A 16054-nucleotide genomic window follows, 5' to 3' on the forward strand; every position below is an offset into this window, starting at 1 on the left:
ATCAGGGAGACAGAAACATGGAGACGAACGAAACCTTTGTGCTGCTCGACGCGACGCGCGCATTTCTCGCGAAGCCGAAGAAGATGCTGATCGGCGCCGAGTGGAGCGATGCCGCGTCGGGCCGCCAGCTCGACGTCGTGAACCCGGCCGACGGCACCGTGATCGCGCGCGTGCCCGAAGCGGACGAGCGCGACGTGCAGCAGGCGGTTGCCGCCGCACGCCGTGCATTCGATGCAGGCCCGTGGCGCACCGCGAAGACCACCGACCGCGAGCGCCTGATGCTCGTGCTCGCCGACCTGATCGAAGCGAACGCGCGCGAGCTTGCCGAGATCGAATCGCTCGACAACGGCAAGCCGGTGACGGTCGCGCAGGGGCTCGACGTCGCGATGGCCGCGCAGTGCTTCCGCTACATGGCCGGCTGGGCGACGAAGATCGAAGGCAGCGTGATCGACGCCGGCATGCCGTACCTGCCGGGCAGCGAGATCTTCGCCTATACGCGCAAGGAACCCGTCGGCGTGGTCGGCGCGATCATTCCGTGGAATTTCCCGCTGCTGATGGCCGCATGGAAAATCGCGCCGGCGCTCGCGACCGGCTGCACCGTCGTGCTGAAGCCGGCCGAAGACACGCCGCTGAGCGCCTTGCGGCTGGGCGAGCTGATCCAGGCGGCCGGCTTCCCGGACGGCGTCGTCAATATCGTCACCGGCTACGGTCATACGGCCGGCGCGGCATTGTCGCGCGATCCGCGCATCGACAAGATCGCGTTTACCGGGTCGACGCAGACGGGCAAGACGATCGGCCACGCGGCGCTCGACAACATGACGCGGATGTCGCTGGAACTCGGCGGCAAGTCGCCGGTGATCGTGCTGCCCGACGTCGATCTCGACAAGGCCGCGCAGGGCGTCGCGAACGCGATCTTCTTCAACCAGGGGCAGGTGTGCACGGCCGGCTCGCGCGCGTACATCCACTCGAAAGTGTTCGACGGCGTGATCGAGCGCGTCGCGAAGCTCGCCGCGAGCCTGAAGATCGGCCCGGGGATGGACCCGGCGACGCAGATCGGCCCGCTCGTGTCGGCGAAGCAGCGCGAGCGCGTGCGCGGTTACATCGACTCGGGGTTCGGCGAGGGCGCGCGCGCGGCGGCGGGCGGCCGCGCGATCGACGGCCCCGGCTTCTTCGTCGAACCGACGGTGCTGGTCGATACGACGCAGGCGATGCGCGTGGTGCGCGAGGAAATTTTCGGGCCGGTGCTCGTCGCGATGCCGTTCGACGACGTCGATACGGCCGTGCAGCTCGCGAACGACACGCCGTACGGGCTCGGCGCGAGCATCTGGTCGAACGATCTTGCGGCGATCCACAAGCTGATCCCGCGTATTGCCGCGGGCACGGTGTGGATCAACTGCCATTCGCTGCTCGACAACGCGTTGCCGTTTGGCGGGATGAAGCAGTCGGGCTTCGGCCGCGAACTCGGCCGCGCGGTGATCGACCAGTACACGGAGAGCAAGTCGGTGATGATGAACTACGCGTGAGCGTCGCGGCGCGTGCGCGCGTGGCGGGCATATCGGCCACGCACGCGCCGCCGTCACGCGCGGATCAGCACGACCCCGACGATGAGGCACGCCGCGCCGGCGATGCGGATCGCGCTCGCCGAATGCTGCTGGATGCCGAGCACGCCGAAGTGGTCGAACGCGTGCGCGCCGGTCATCTGCCCGACGACGATCAGCGCGAGCGTCGTCGCCGCGCCCAATCGCGGCACCATCAGGATCGCGACGCCGACGAATACCGCGCCGAAGAATCCGCCCGTCCAGCTGAACCACGACCCGGCGCCGGACAACGTGCCGCTCACGCGCGGGTGAGGCGACAGCAGCGCGACCGCCAGCATCGCGGCGAGGCCGACGACGTAGCTGACCGACCCGGCCCACCACGGTGAACCGATCTGCGTGCGCAGGTTCGCGTTGAGCACCTGCTGCAACGCAACACTGATGCCGGCCGCCACGACCAGCAAATAAGAGAGGACGGTAGTCACGAAGATGAACGCTCCGAAAGCTTGGCCGCCACGGTGGTGCGGGCACGGAAGGCTTTCATTCTGCGCAGCGCGCCGGTATAACACAAATATCGAATCTGGCGCTCATCCATCTCGTTTCGGCATGCCATCACTCCGGCAAATCCAGTATTTCCTGACCGTGGCGGACCTCGGCGGCTTCACGCCGGCCGCGGGTGCGCTCCATGTCGCGCAGTCGGCGCTCAGCCGGCAGATCGGCCAGCTCGAGGACGAACTCGGGTTCCTGCTGTTCGACCGCGAACCGAGAGGCGTGCGGCTTACGCCGGCCGGCGCGCTCTACCGCGAACGCGTGGCGTCGATCCCGGCCACGCTGACGGCGGCCGCCGACGAAGGTGCGCAGTTCTCGCGCGGGGAGGCCGGCGTGCTGCGGCTGCTGCATTCCAGTACCGTGCCCGTCAGCAGCCTGATGCCGGATCTCGACCGCTTCATGCGCGATTGTCCGGGCGCGCGCATCGATCTCGACCGCGCGTCGTCCGAGGATCAGGTGACGGGCATCGCGAACGGCCAGGCCGACGTCGGGATCGTCCGGTTACCGGTACTGCGGCGCGATGCACGCGTGCGTTTCGTCGAGCTGGCGGCCGAACGCCTGTGCGTGGCGGTGCCGGCCGATCATCCGCTCGCGGGCCGCAAGCGCGTCGCGATCGCGCGGTTGCGGCGCGAGCCGTTCGTCTCGGCCGTGTATCGGGAGCGGGGTGGCCTCGCGCGCGTCGTGATCGATCTGTGCCTGAAACGCGGCTTCGTGCCGGCGGCCGCGCGGATCGTGTCGCCGAAGACGTCGATGCTGAATCTCGTCGCGGCCGGCCACGGCGTGGCGATCGTGCCGGCGCGGATGGCGAGCATCGGGATCGACGGCGTCGTGTTCGTGCCGATTTCGGACGAAGATGCGAGATCGGTGTGCGCGCTGGTGCTGCCGGTCGAGCCGACGGTGCTCGCGGACGCGTTCGAGCGGGTCGTGACGGCGGGCTGACCGCGCCGCATTGCCACCGTATCGGCCCAGTGTCGATACTCAGACGCGGTACCCCGCATCGTGCATCAACCGGCGCGAAGCGTCGCCGCGCGGGCCTTCCGCATCGAATTGCGCGCGAAGTTTCGCATCGGCGCCGCGCATCACGCGGCGGCGCATGGGCACGACGAGGGCGACGAGGGCGACGACGAAGAAAGCGGCAAGCATCATGGTGTTCCTTGGCGGAAAGACCGGAGACGGACATCGCGACGGCCGGCCGTGTCCGTCCGCATCCGTTCGAGCGACGCGCAACGGCCGGACGATACGAGTCGGCACGGCAACGGGCAGGCCGCGCACGATCGCTCGGCGACTGCCAGCATAGGGCCGGCCCACGGGATCCGGCGACCTGTCGGAAATCCGTCAGCAAGGCCGTGGCCGAATCGAAAGGTGTGCGCCGCATCCGGGCAATCCCGCCGCTCCCCGGAGAAACCCCAAACCCCCGTCCGTCAAGCCTCAGACGAAACCTAGTGGTTTCCACTCATAGTCGCAAACAGGCAAGAACAGGTCGCCGCCGGTCTTCTCGCGGCGAATATGGCTCGTTACTTTTACTCCCACGATGCAGGCCGGCGCATACTCCGCGCACCGGCTGCCGCGAGACCAACCGGGAGGAACCGAACCATGAAGTCGACGAAGATCGCCGCGCTTGCCGCGGCCGTGCTGGCGACCGGCGCGTTCACGCAAGCCGCGCTGGCCGAGACGGAGGCCGCGACCTGCCGCACCGTGCGTTTCGCGGATATCGGCTGGACCGACATCACGTCGACCACGGCGCTCGCGTCGACCGTGTTCGAGGCGCTCGGCTACAAGCCGACCACGACGATCGCGTCGGTGCCGATCTCGTTCGCCGGTCTCAAGAGCAAGCAGCTCGACGTGTCGCTCGGCTACTGGTGGCCCGTGCAGCAGAAGCAGCTGCAACCGTTCCTCGACAGCAAGTCGATCAACGTCGTCGAGCCGCCGAACCTGTCCGGCGCGAAGGCGACGCTCGCGGTGCCGAGCTACGCGTACCAGGCCGGCCTGAAGACCTTCGACGACATCGCGAAACATCGTGCGGAGCTTGACGGCAAGATCTACGGGATCGAGCCGGGCAGCAGCGCGAACGCGACGATCCAGAAGATGATCGACACGAACCAGTACGGGCTGGGCGGCTTCAAGCTCGTCGAATCGAGCGAGGCCGGGATGCTGGTGACGGTCGAGCGCGCGGTCCGCGACAGGAAGTGGGTCGTGTTCCTCGGCTGGGAGCCGCATCCGATGAATATCCAGCTCAGCATGAACTACCTGTCCGGCGGCGACGCGGCGTTTGGCCCGAACTACGGCGAAGCGCGCGTGTACACGCTGACCGCGCCCGACTTCATCGCGCGCTGCCCGAACGCGGGCAAGCTCGTGACGAACCTGCGCTTCTCGACGCAACTCGAGAACCAGCTGATGCAGACGGTGATGAACAAGACCAAGCCGGCCGATGCCGCGAAGGCGTACCTGAAGAAGAACCCGCAGGTGCTCGATCCGTGGCTCGCGGGCGTCAAGACGTTCGACGGCAAGGACGGCCTGCCTGCCGTGAAGGCGTATCTCGGCCTGTAACGGCCCGCGCCCATACGCTGTTAGCAATGCGACACAACCTGAATCAAGCGAGGCATCCAGCATGAATCACGAAGTCATCATCACCTGCGCGGTCACCGGCGCGGGCGATACGGTCGGCAAGCATCCGGCGATTCCGGTCACGCCGAAGGAGATCGCGGCCGCCGCGATCGAAGCCGCGAAAGCCGGCGCGACGGTCGCCCACTGCCACGTGCGCGATCCACAGACGGGGCGCGGCAGCCGCGACCCGAACCTGTATCGCGAAGTGGTGGACCGCATCCGCTCGGCCGACGTCGACGTGATCATCAACCTGACGGCCGGCATGGGCGGCGATCTCGAGATCGGCCCGGGCGAGGACCCGATGCGTTTCGGCAAGGGCACGGATCTCGTCGGCGGCCTCACGCGTCTCGCGCACGTCGAGGAACTGTTGCCCGAGATCTGCACGCTCGACTGCGGCACGCTGAATTTCGGTGACGGCGACTACATCTACGTGTCGACGCCCGCGCAGTTGCGCGCCGGTGCGAAACGCATCCAGGAACTTGGCGTGAAGCCGGAACTGGAGATCTTCGATACGGGCCATCTGTGGTTCGCGAAGCAGTTGCTGAAGGAAGGGCTGCTCGACGATCCGCCGCTGTTCCAGCTGTGCCTCGGCATTCCGTGGGGCGCGCCGGCCGATACCGGCACGATGAAGGCGATGGTCGACAACCTGCCGCCGGGCGCGCACTGGGCCGGCTTCGGGATCGGCCGCATGCAGATGCCGATGGTCGCGCAGGCGATGCTGCTCGGTGGTCACGTGCGCGTCGGTCTCGAGGACAACATCTGGCTCGACCGCGGCGTGCATGCGACCAACGGCACGCTCGTCGAGCGCGCCCGCGAGATCGTCGAACGGCTCGGCGGCCGCGTGCTGACGCCGGCCGAAGGCCGCCGCAAGCTCGGCCTGCCGGCGCGCGGCGAACGTCCGCTCGAACGTCGCGCGCTCGCCGAATTCGCGTGAGTTTTTTCACCGACTGACTGACATGACAGGGCGGCCTGCGCGCACGCGCGGCCACCCACCGATTTCCCCTGATTCGAAGGATGCGTTGACATGGCTGTGAAGACCGACATCAACACGTTTGCCGCCATCGGCACCGGCGTGATCGGCAGCGGATGGATTGCCCGCGCGCTCGCGCACGGTCTCGACGTGGTCGTGTGGGACCCGGCGCCGGGCGCCGAAGCGCGGTTGCGCGCGAACGTCGCGAACGCGTGGCCCGCGCTCGAACGCGTCGGCCTCGCGCCGGGCGCCGATCCCGCGCGGCTGCGGTTCGTGTCGACGATCGAAGCATGCGTCGCCGATGCCGATTTCATCCAGGAAAGCGCGCCCGAGCGCGAGGCGCTGAAACTCGAACTGCACGAACAGATCAGCCGCGCGGCGAAGCCCGACGCGATCATCGCGTCGTCGACGTCCGGGCTGCTGCCGACCGATTTCTACGCAAGGGCGACGCATCCGGAGCGCTGCGTGGTCGGCCACCCGTTCAACCCCGTCTACCTGCTGCCGCTCGTCGAGGTGCTCGGCGGCGCGCGCACGTCGCCGGAAGCGGTCGAAGGCGCGATGGAGGTCTATCGTACCCTCGGCATGCGGCCGCTGCACGTGCGCAAGGAAGTGCCGGGCTTCATCGCGGACCGTCTGCTCGAGGCGTTGTGGCGCGAGGCGCTGCATCTGGTCAACGAAGGCGTCGCGACGACCGGCGAGATCGACGATGCGATCCGCTTCGGCGCGGGCATCCGCTGGTCGTTCATGGGTACGTTCCTGACCTACACGCTGGCCGGCGGCGATGCGGGCATGCGACACTTCATGCAGCAATTCGGCCCTGCGCTCGAACTGCCGTGGACGAAGCTGGTCGCGCCGACGCTGACCGACGCACTGATCGACCGCGTCGTCGAAGGCACGACCGAACAGCAGGGCACGCGCAGCATCAAGGAGCTCGAACGCTATCGCGACGAGTGCATCACCGAGGTGCTGAAATCGATCGCCGCGGTGAAGGCGCGGCACGGGATGCGATTCGACGAATAAAGGACAGGCGATGACGGGCGATACCCCGCTGACGATTTACCGCGACGTGGTGCGGCCCGAATGGGTCGACTACAACGGCCACCTGCGCGATGCGTTCTACCTGCTGATCTTCAGCTTCGCGACCGATGCGTTGCTGGATCGCATCGGCCTCGACGACGCCGCGCGTCGCGAGCGGGGGCGCTCGGTCTACACGCTCGAAGCGCACGTGAACTACCTGCACGAGATCAAGGAAGGCACGCCGGTGCGCGTCGATGCGCGCGTGCTCGCGCACGACGCGAAGCGGCTGCACCTGTATCTCGAACTGTTCGCCGGCGGGCATGACGACGCGGTATCGGCGAGCGAGCAGATGCTGCTGCACGTCGATACGCGCGACGGCGCGAAATCGGCGCCGTTCGACGACGACGTGGCCGCGCGCGTGGCCGAACTGCATGCGTTGCAGCGCGAGTGCGCGGCGCCGGCTTATGCGGGCCGCGTGATCGGGCTGCCGCCGCGCCGCTAGCGGCGCGCTTCATTTCACGATCTTCTCCCTTCGATCTTCGACCGCGGAGCGCACACGATGCTCGAACCGGAAATCGCGGCGTTCGTCGCGGCCGTCGACGCGTGGTATCCGGCCGATGCGGCGGCGCGTTCACCCGACGAGCAGCGCCAACTCTACGACCGCTTCGCGGCCGAATGGACGCCGGCCGCGCTGCCGGCCGGCATCGTGCAGCAGGACGCCGTGTGGCGCGCGCCGGACGGCCGCGCGATCGCGCTGCGGCGCTATACGTCCGCGCACGGCACGCCGCGCGGCACGGTGCTGTTTTTTCATGGCGGCGGTTTCGTCGTCGGCTCGCTCGACAGCCATGCGCTGATCACCGCGCAACTGGCGGCCGACACGGGCCTCGACGTGGTCGCGGTCGACTATCGCCTCGCGCCCGAACACCGCGCGCCGGCCGCGCTCGAGGATTGCGTGGCAGTCACGCGTGCCGCGCGCGACGCACGCTGGACGTTCGGGCCGTGCGTGCATCCGCTGACGCTCGCGGGCGACAGCGCGGGCGGGATGCTCGCGGCGGCGGTGGCGACCGCGCTGCGCGATGCGGGCGAAGGCAGCGTGGACGGCATCGCGCTCGTTTATCCGATGCTCGGTTTCGAACCGCAGTCGCCCGCGCGCGAAACGGAAGCGCACGCGCCGATGCTGACGCTCGACGACGTGCGTCGCTATCGCGCGCTGTACTGGGGCGGTGACTTGTCCGACGTGCTGCGAAACGGCAACCCGTTGCTGCGCGCGTCGGTGCCGCTCGAAGCCGGGCGGTTCGACGGCTTGCCGCCGGTGCTCGCGATCGGCGCGGAGCACGATCCGCTGCGCGACGATGCGCGCGTGTACGTCGAACGGGTTCGCGCGGCGGGCGGCGTCGCGCACTACTGGATGGGAGAGGGGCTGGTGCACGGCTGCTGGCGCGCGCTCGGGACGAGCCCGCAGGCCGCACGGATGCACCGGACGGTCGGCAGTTTCTTGCTCGCACCACACGCGTAGCGGGCGTTTTCCGGGAGGCAACGATGCAGGCGGCAGCGCAACACCGTATCGAGGACTGGCGGACATTTTCGGCCGACGCGGCGATCGCGGCGGCGACGATTGGCGACGGCAAGGTGGACGTCGAATGGAGCGACGCGCGACGATCGCCGTTCCATTTCGACTGGCTGCGCGACAATTGCGCGTGTGCCGCGTGCGTGCATGCGATCACGCGCGAACAGGTGTTCGAGATCGCCGATGCGCGCGAGGACCTGTCCGCGCTTACCGTGCACGTCGAAACCGACGGCGCGCTGCATGTCGAATGGAACGACGGGCACCGCAGCGCGTGGTCGCCGGGCTGGTTGCGTGCGCATGCATATGACGACGCGTCGCGCGCGGAGCGCGTGGCCGCGCACGGGCGGCACATATGGACCGGCGACGATGCGACGGCAATCGGCGTGTTCGCGTGGCGCGACGTGATGGAGGACGACCGCGCGTTGCTCGCATGGCTCGGCGCGCTGCAGCGCACGGGGCTGACGCTCGTCGAAGGCGTGCCGGCCGAGCGCGGCCGCGTCGACGAGGTCGCGCGCCGCGTCGGCCTGATCCGCGAAAGCAATTTCGGCGTGCTGTTCGACGTCGAATCGAAGCCGCGCCCGGACAGCAATGCGTATACGTCGCTGAATCTTCCGCCGCACACCGACCTGCCGACGCGCGAATTGCAGCCGGGCGTGCAGTTTCTGCATTGCCTCGCGAACGACGCGACGGGCGGGGACAGCATCTTCCTCGACGGCTTCGCGCTCGCGGACGCGCTGCGGCGCGAACATCCGGACGATTTCGAGCAGCTCGCCTCGACGCCGTTCGAGTTCTGGAACAAGAGCGCGAACAGCGACTACCGCTGTTCGGCGCCGGTGATCGGGCGCGATGCGCGCGGCAACGTGACGGAAGTGCGCGTCGCGAACTTCCTGCGCGGGCCGCTCGATGCTCCGGCCGGCTCGGTCGAGGCCGTCTATCGCGCGTACCGGCGGTTTCTCGCGCTCGCGCGCGAGCCGCGCTTTCGCGTGCAGCGCCGGCTGCGGGCGGGCGACATGTGGGCGTTCGACAACCGGCGCGTGCTGCATGCGCGCACGGAGTTCGACCCGTCGACGGGCCGCCGGCATTTGCAGGGCTGTTACGTCGATCGCGACGAATTGCTGTCGCGGTGGCGCGTGCTGTCGCGGGCGGTGCCGGCCGACGCTGCGCGCTGATCGACACACACGGCGTCTTCACGCACGACCTCTTGGGGAAAAAGCACCCGGACGCGAGGCGCCCGGGCGAAGCCACCCGCTGCCGGGCGGCGGAGGTATGCGTTTCACAAAACAGACGAGCCCCGCGAAGGGGGCTCGTCAGGACTACGTGACTTCATCGCGCGACGCGCGGCGCCCGCCGAGGGCGCATCGGCTTACTGGCCGAAGAAGATCGAGTCGCGTGCGTTCGACGAAGCGGCTGCCGGCGCGCCCGAATGGACGAGCGGAGCCGGTTGTGCGCCGTAGCCGCTGGTGTCGGCGCCATGAACGCGCGCTTCGGCGCTCTGGATGTCGTTCGGGTAGTACGGGCTCGACACGCCCGGCTTGTAGCCGGCTTGCTCGAGCTGGACCAGTTCGTTGCGCACTTGAGCGCGCGTCACGGTGCTTTGAGCGAATGCGCCGAACGAAGCGGACAGGGCGGCAGCGGCAACGACTGCGGAAACGAGCGATTTCATGGTGACCTCCGGTGTTTTATTGAGTTCGCTCCCGACACCATGTCTTGAGCGATTGATCAAATCTTAGTCACCGGCGTGCTGAGGGTAAACGCTGATTTTGACGATAAATTGTTTCCTGGCCGGTAACAGTGCGGCGGCGCATCAGTCTTTCAACGGGCTTTCTTTTCGGTCAGCGTAATAAGTATGAGGAATGTTGCGATCGCCGGCGCACGACTCAGCGCGCTTCGGCCGCCGTATCGAGCGGCCGGCCCGGCGAGCGGCCGGCGGGTGCCCCGGCGCTGAGGAAGCGCACGCCGGTCGCGGCTTCCGACGCTTCCCACAGCAGCGCCGCCGCCGCGACGCTGCGCGCCGCGCGCGGCACGCTCGCCGGCGCCGGCAGCCCGCGCGATTCGAACCAGCCGGACGGGCCGATGTACGCGCCGCCGGCCAGATCGGGCGACGTCGCCGCATGAATCGCCGGCAGCGCGCCCTGGTCGGCCGGTTGCGCGAGATAACGGTTCGCGGCGCGCATCAGCGCGGCGCGGGCGGGCGAGCGGTCCATCGCCGGGCCCGCGAACTGCAGGTTGGTCGCCGCATAGCCGGGATGCGCGGCGACGCTGATGCCGGCGAACGCCGCGCGCGCGAAGCGGCGCTGCAACTCGATCGCGAACACGAGGTTCGCGAGCTTGCTGTCGCAATAGGCGAGATAACGGTTGTAGCGCTGCGCGGCGCGCAGGTCGTCCACGCGAATCCGGCCACCGCGGTTGAAGCCGCTCGACATCGTGACGACGCGCGCCCGGTGCGCGGCGCGCAGCGCCGGCAGCAGATGGCCGGTCAGCGCGAAATGGCCGAGGTGGTTGGTGCCGAACTGCATCTCGAAGCCGTCGCGCGTGTGCCGCAGCGGCAGGAACATCACGCCGGCGTTGTTGCAGAGGATGTCGACGCGGCCGTGGCGTTCGCCGACGTCGGCCGCGAAGCGTGCAATCGATGCGAGATCGGCGAGGTCGAGCGGATCGACTTCGACGCGTGCATGAGGATGAAGCCGGCGGATCGCGTTGGCGGCCTGCGCGCCGCGTGCGCCGTCGCGGCAGCCCATCACGACCGTCGCGCCTTTCGCGGCCAGCGTTTCCGCGAGATGCCAGCCGAGGCCGCTGTTGGCGCCGGTCACGACCGCGACCTTGCCGCCTTGCGCCGGGACGTGGCGCGCGCTCCATGCATGCATGTCTGCCTCCATCGGCGCGGCCGGTCGGCCGTCGCACGTAATCGTTACATTGAGTGGTGTAACGATAGTGCGGGCGGACGGAGCAGACAAGCGGGGGAATTAGACCGGCGCTTCTAGGGGCTCAGGGCGTGGCGCCGCAAGCCCGGCGGGTGTTACCTGCTGCCGGCCAGCGCGAGGACTTCGGCGGCGGAGATCATGGCGGCGGCGTTCGCGGGGGCCGGGCGCTCGGCCGGGCGGAATACTTCGTCGCCGCGGTGGATGACCTGACGCGACAGCGCGCAGGTGCCGGTGCGCTGCGCGAAGCGGCGGCGCCAGCGCTGTTCGCCGTAATGACAGCGGCCGGGTTCGACCCAGCGGACGACGAGCAGCGTATCGGAACGTTCGAGGATTTCGACGTGGACGTCGGCGGGATCGAGCGCAGGCAGGGATTTGGAGGCCTTCATTTTGCCGTTTCCTAAAGCCCGTGCGGGTTCGGCCATGGCAGTGGGTGTCACTACCCAAGGGCGAATCCGTAGGGGTTTCCATGAGTGGTGCGCTAAATGTAAGCGTCTGTGACCGGAAAAAACATCCTGTCCGGCTCGAATTACCTTTTGCCGATTTAGAAACAATCGACGCTGATTTTCTTGGAAAACCAAAGACAAAAAGCCCCGGACAAGAAGCCCGGGGCGGAAAATCGGCCCGCGCACCGTGTCTGCTCGCCCAGTCACGGGATACATCGCCGGGGGACGGAGGTGCCCGCTCGGGATCCGGAGCGGGCGGGGGCGATGTACCGGAAGCGCGGTCCGGCAACACCATGATGGCGTGCGGCACCCGTTGGCACCCTGACGCGAACATGACTTTTTTGTCAGTTTCGCCCGTGCGCGGTACGGGACGCGCCTGAAGAATCGGCTGGAGCGCACGCGGTATTGGGTTTGAACGGATAGTGGGGCAGCACTTCAACGCCGCTTGCGCGCCGCATTCTCGTGCGCCGCACGGATTGACCCGCCCCGGGTAAATACTGAATCCCAATTTCGTGACAAACGCGCGATCCGTTTCTATGATTGGTTGGACCTTTAGTCCTTTGTGCCAATCGGCCGACTGGCGGCCGGCTTTTTCGGAGAGAAGCTCATGAGATTGCAGGGCAAACGCGCGCTGGTGACGGCGGCCGGGCAGGGCATCGGCCGCGCGACCGCGCTGCGGTTCGCGAACGAGGGCGCCGACGTCCTGGCGACCGACATCAACGAAGCCGCGCTGGTGCGGCTCGAAGCCGATGCCGAGCGCGCGGGCGGCCGGCTGGCCACGCGGCGGCTCGACGTGACCGACGCGAACGACGTCGCCACGCTTGCCGCGAACGAACGCGCGTTCGACGTGCTGTTCAACTGCGCGGGCTACGTGCATCACGGCTCGATCCTCGATTGCGACGAAGACGCATGGGCGTTCTCGCTGAACCTGAACGTCACGTCGATGTACCGGCTGATCCGCGCGCTGCTGCCCGCGATGCTCGAAGCCGGCGGCGCGTCGATCGTCAACATGGCGTCGGCCGCGTCGAGCGTGAAGGGCGTGCCGAACCGCTTCGTGTACGGCACGACCAAGGCGGCCGTGATCGGGCTGACCAAGGCGGTGGCCGCCGATTTCGTCGAGCGCGGCATCCGCTGCAATGCGATCTGCCCGGGCACGATCGAATCGCCGTCGCTGGCGCAGCGGATCGCCGACCAGGCGCGCACGCGCCACGTGTCCGCCGACGAGGTGCGCCAGGCGTTCGTCGCGCGCCAGCCGATCGGCCGCATCGGCAGCGCGGACGAAGTGGCCGCGCTCGCGCTCTATCTGGCGTCCGACGAAGCGTCGTTCACCACCGGCACGATTCACCTGATCGATGGCGGCTGGTCAAACTGACCGTGTCGAACTGACCGCGCCTTCCTGTTTACCTTCCGATTCCATTCAGACAACGCTATGAAACTGCTGAGATTTGGCGACAAACACCATGAAAAGCCGGGCCTGCTCGATGCGCACGGCCAGATTCGCGACCTGTCCGGCGTGATCGACGATATCGCCGGCGACGCACTGACCCCTGCGTCGCTCGCGCGGCTGCGCGACATTCCGCCGTCGTCGCTGCCGCTCGTCGAAGGCACGCCGCGGCTCGGCGCGTGCGTCGGCCGCGTCGGCAAGTTCATCTGCATCGGGCTCAATTATTCGGATCACGCGGCCGAATCCGGAATGGAGGTGCCGAAGGAGCCCGTCGTATTCGGCAAGTGGACGAGTGCGATCTCGGGCCCGAACGACGACGTCGAAATCCCGCGCGGCTCGGAAAAGACCGACTGGGAAGTCGAACTCGGCGTGGTGATCGGCCAGGGCGGCCGCTATATCGACGAAGCCGATGCGTTGTCGCACGTCGCCGGCTACTGCGTGGTGAACGACGTGTCGGAGCGCGAATACCAGCTCGAACGCGGCGGCACGTGGGACAAGGGCAAGGGCAACGACACGTTCGGCCCGATCGGCCCGTGGCTCGTGACGGCCGACGAAGTGCCCGACCCGCACGCGCTGCGGCTGTGGCTGGAAGTGGACGGCCACCGCTACCAGAACGGCACGACCGCGACGATGGTGTTCCGCGTGCCGCACCTGATCAGCTACCTGAGCCGCTTCATGAGCCTGCAGCCGGGCGACGTGATCTCGACCGGCACGCCGCCGGGCGTCGGCCTCGGGCAGAAGCCGCCGGTCTACCTGCGCGCCGGACAGGTCATCACGCTCGGCATCGACGGCCTCGGCGAGCAACGCCAGCGCACCGTGCAGGCTTGACTCCCTTCAACGGACGGTTCGTCATGCCTATCATTCGATCTATGCGCGTCCTCGACGTGCGCTTTCCGACCTCGCGCCAGCTCGACGGTTCCGACGCGATGAATCCGGACCCCGATTATTCGGCGGCCTACGTCATCCTCGAAACCGACCGCGACGGGCTGGAAGGTCACGGGCTCACGTTCACCATCGGGCGCGGCAACGAAATCTGCTGCGCGGCGATCGACGCGATGCGCCACCTCGTCGTCGGCCTCGACCTCGACTGGATCCGCGAGGACATGGGCCGTTTCTGGCGGCACGTCACGTCGGACAGCCAGTTGCGCTGGATCGGCCCCGACAAGGGCGCGATCCACCTGGCGACGGGCGCCGTCGTCAACGCGGTGTGGGACCTGTGGGCGAAGGCCGTCGGCAAGCCACTGTGGCGGCTCGTTGCCGACATGAGCCCGGAGGAGCTGGTGCGGGCGATCGACTTCCGCTACCTGACCGACTGCCTGAGCCCGGACGAAGCGCTCGACCTGCTGCGCCGGCAGGCGCCCGGCAAGGCCGCGCGGATCGCCGCGCTCGAGCGTGACGGCTACCCGTGCTACACGACGTCGGCCGGCTGGCTCGGCTACAGCGACGACAAGCTGCGCCGGCTGTGCCGCGAGGCGGTGGAAGAAGGTTTCGAGTACGTGAAGCTGAAAGTCGGCGCGAACCTCGCCGACGACATCCGCCGCGTGACGATCGCGCGCGAGGTGATCGGCCCCGACCGCAAGCTGATGATCGACGCGAACCAGGTGTGGGAAGTCGACGAGGCGATCGACTGGGTGCGCGCGCTCGCGTTCGCGCGGCCGTGGTTCATCGAGGAGCCGACGAGCCCCGACGACGTCGAAGGGCATCGCAAGATCCGCGAGGCGATCGCGCCGGTGCAGGTCGCGACCGGCGAGATGTGCCAGAACCGCGTGCTGTTCAAGCAGTTCATCGCGCGCGGCGCGATCGACGTCGTGCAGATCGACGCGTGCCGGCTCGGCGGCGTGAACGAGATTCTCGCGGTGATGCTGATGGCCGCGAAGTACGGGCTGCCGGTGTGCCCGCATGCGGGCGGCGTCGGGCTGTGCGAATACGTGCAGCACCTGTCGATGATCGACTACGTGTGCATTTCCGGCACGAAGGAAGGGCGCGTGACCGAATACGTCGATCACCTGCACGAGCATTTCGTCGAACCGTGCGTGGTGCGCGGCGCGGCGTACATGCCGCCGACGGCGCCCGGCTTCTCGATCGAGATGAAGCCCGAATCGCTGGAGCAGTACCGGTTCCGCGGCTGACGCAGGGCAACGCACGACGGCGCGCCATTTGCGTGGCGCGCGTCGTGCGCACCGTGCGCGGCGACAACATGAACGACGGAGACGCGAAGTGGATTTGAATCTGCAAGACAAGGTCGTGATCGTGACCGGCGGCGCGTCGGGCATCGGCGCCGCGATCTCGATGCGGCTGGCCGGCGAAGGCGCGATTCCCGTGGTGTTCGCGCGCCACGCGCCCGACGATGCGTTCTGGCGTGCACTTGCACAGAAACAGCCGCGCGCCGCGTGCGTCACTGTCGAACTGCAGGATGACGCGCAGTGCCGCGGCGCGGTCGCGCAAACCATCGCACGCTTCGGCCGCATCGACGGCCTCGTCAACAACGCGGGCATCAACGACAGCATCGGGCTCGACGCGGGGCGCGACGCGTTCGTCGCGTCGCTCGAACGCAACCTGATCCATTACTACGTGATGGCGCACTACTGCGTGCCGCACCTGAAGGCGACGCGCGGCGCGATCGTCAACATCTCGTCGAAGACAGCCGTGACCGGGCAGGGCAACACGAGCGGCTATTGCGCGTCGAAGGGTGCGCAGCTCGCGCTGACGCGCGAATGGGCGGTCGCTTTGCGTAACGACGGCGTGCGCGTGAACGCGGTGATTCCCGCCGAGGTGATGACGCCGCTCTACCAGAACTGGATCGCCGGTTTCGACGATCCGGAAGCGAAAGTCGCGGAAATCGCCGGCAAGGTGCCGCTTGGTCAGCGCTTCACGACGGCCGACGAGATCGCCGATACGGCGGTGTTCCTGCTGTCGGATCGGGCATCGCACACGACGGGCCAGTGGCTGTTCGTCGACGGCGGCTATACGCATCTCGATCGTGCGATCAGCTGAGGGCCGCGTT

At 68.0% G+C, this 16054-nt stretch carries 17 protein-coding genes; 12 read left to right on the top strand and 5 right to left on the bottom strand.

The window, feature by feature from the left end:
• Positions 1–17 precede the first annotated feature (17 nt).
• Positions 18–1523, top strand: a complete 1506-nt coding sequence (locus HWX55_RS01010) for an aldehyde dehydrogenase family protein (protein ID WP_175973253.1) — start codon at positions 18–20, stop codon at positions 1521–1523.
• Positions 1524–1576: 53 nt separating this feature from the next.
• Here HWX55_RS01010 and HWX55_RS01015 read toward each other — a convergent pair whose 3' ends face one another.
• On the bottom strand, positions 1577–2020 hold the full coding sequence (locus tag HWX55_RS01015) for a DMT family transporter (RefSeq protein ID WP_175973255.1): 444 nt from the start codon (positions 2018–2020) through the stop codon (positions 1577–1579).
• A 121-nt stretch (positions 2021–2141) separates the two neighbouring features.
• On the opposite strand from HWX55_RS01015, the gene HWX55_RS01020 reads away from it, so the two are divergent.
• A complete protein-coding gene (locus HWX55_RS01020; protein WP_175973257.1) occupies positions 2142–3023 on the top strand; it encodes a LysR family transcriptional regulator in 882 nt (293 codons plus the stop codon).
• Positions 3024–3062: 39 nt separating this feature from the next.
• On the opposite strand, the gene HWX55_RS01025 is transcribed toward HWX55_RS01020, so the two are convergent.
• Positions 3063–3356 carry a hypothetical protein gene (locus HWX55_RS01025; RefSeq protein ID WP_175972950.1) on the bottom strand — a complete coding sequence of 98 codons (294 nt, stop codon included), beginning with the start codon at positions 3354–3356 and terminating at the stop codon, positions 3063–3065.
• A 321-nt stretch (positions 3357–3677) separates the two neighbouring features.
• On the opposite strand from HWX55_RS01025, the gene HWX55_RS01030 reads away from it, so the two are divergent.
• The 6 genes from HWX55_RS01030 to HWX55_RS01055 all read left to right on the top strand — a co-directional run bounded on the left by HWX55_RS01030 (position 3678) and on the right by HWX55_RS01055 (position 9411).
• Positions 3678–4631: a choline ABC transporter substrate-binding protein gene (locus HWX55_RS01030; RefSeq protein WP_175973259.1), complete on the top strand. Its 954-nt coding sequence runs from the start codon at positions 3678–3680 to the stop codon at positions 4629–4631.
• Between the two features lie 61 nt (positions 4632–4692).
• Positions 4693–5622 (top strand): 3-keto-5-aminohexanoate cleavage protein, encoded by a 930-nt coding sequence (locus tag HWX55_RS01035; protein ID WP_050012324.1) that lies wholly within the window; start codon positions 4693–4695, stop codon positions 5620–5622.
• Between the two features lie 90 nt (positions 5623–5712).
• Positions 5713–6678 carry an L-carnitine dehydrogenase gene (locus HWX55_RS01040; RefSeq protein WP_175973261.1) on the top strand — a complete coding sequence of 322 codons (966 nt, stop codon included), beginning with the start codon at positions 5713–5715 and terminating at the stop codon, positions 6676–6678.
• A 10-nt stretch (positions 6679–6688) separates the two neighbouring features.
• Positions 6689–7177, top strand: coding sequence for a thioesterase family protein (locus tag HWX55_RS01045; RefSeq protein WP_175973263.1), 489 nt, complete (start codon positions 6689–6691; stop codon positions 7175–7177).
• Positions 7178–7234: 57 nt separating this feature from the next.
• The gene (locus HWX55_RS01050) at positions 7235–8191 is read left to right on the top strand and encodes an alpha/beta hydrolase (RefSeq protein ID WP_175973265.1); all 957 of its coding nucleotides are present in this window, start codon (positions 7235–7237) and stop codon (positions 8189–8191) included.
• Positions 8192–8214: 23 nt separating this feature from the next.
• Positions 8215–9411 (top strand): TauD/TfdA family dioxygenase, encoded by a 1197-nt coding sequence (locus HWX55_RS01055; protein ID WP_175973267.1) that lies wholly within the window; start codon positions 8215–8217, stop codon positions 9409–9411.
• 194 nt (positions 9412–9605) lie between these two features.
• On the opposite strand, the gene HWX55_RS01060 is transcribed toward HWX55_RS01055, so the two are convergent.
• The 3 genes from HWX55_RS01060 to HWX55_RS01070 form a co-directional block, all read right to left on the bottom strand.
• Positions 9606–9905: a DUF4148 domain-containing protein gene (locus HWX55_RS01060; protein WP_050012329.1), complete on the bottom strand. Its 300-nt coding sequence runs from the start codon at positions 9903–9905 to the stop codon at positions 9606–9608.
• 214 nt (positions 9906–10119) lie between these two features.
• Positions 10120–11106, bottom strand: coding sequence for an oxidoreductase (locus HWX55_RS01065; RefSeq protein WP_089489788.1), 987 nt, complete (start codon positions 11104–11106; stop codon positions 10120–10122).
• 152 nt (positions 11107–11258) lie between these two features.
• A complete protein-coding gene (locus HWX55_RS01070) occupies positions 11259–11549 on the bottom strand; it encodes a DUF3331 domain-containing protein (RefSeq protein WP_006484717.1) in 291 nt (96 codons plus the stop codon).
• 664 nt (positions 11550–12213) lie between these two features.
• Here HWX55_RS01070 and HWX55_RS01075 point away from each other — a divergent pair.
• The 4 genes from HWX55_RS01075 (at position 12214) to HWX55_RS01090 (ending at position 16044) form a co-directional block, all read left to right on the top strand.
• Positions 12214–12978 (top strand): SDR family oxidoreductase, encoded by a 765-nt coding sequence (locus tag HWX55_RS01075; protein ID WP_175973268.1) that lies wholly within the window; start codon positions 12214–12216, stop codon positions 12976–12978.
• A 57-nt stretch (positions 12979–13035) separates the two neighbouring features.
• Positions 13036–13878: an ureidoglycolate lyase gene (locus HWX55_RS01080; RefSeq protein WP_089470377.1), complete on the top strand. Its 843-nt coding sequence runs from the start codon at positions 13036–13038 to the stop codon at positions 13876–13878.
• Between the two features lie 23 nt (positions 13879–13901).
• Positions 13902–15179 carry an L-fuconate dehydratase gene (locus HWX55_RS01085; RefSeq protein WP_175973270.1) on the top strand — a complete coding sequence of 426 codons (1278 nt, stop codon included), beginning with the start codon at positions 13902–13904 and terminating at the stop codon, positions 15177–15179.
• Between the two features lie 88 nt (positions 15180–15267).
• Positions 15268–16044 carry an SDR family oxidoreductase gene (locus HWX55_RS01090; protein WP_175973272.1) on the top strand — a complete coding sequence of 259 codons (777 nt, stop codon included), beginning with the start codon at positions 15268–15270 and terminating at the stop codon, positions 16042–16044.
• Positions 16045–16054 lie beyond the last annotated feature (10 nt).

It is taken from the genome of Burkholderia sp. BCC1047 (assembly GCF_902833155.1).
Lineage (GTDB): Bacteria > Pseudomonadota > Gammaproteobacteria > Burkholderiales > Burkholderiaceae > Burkholderia > Burkholderia sola.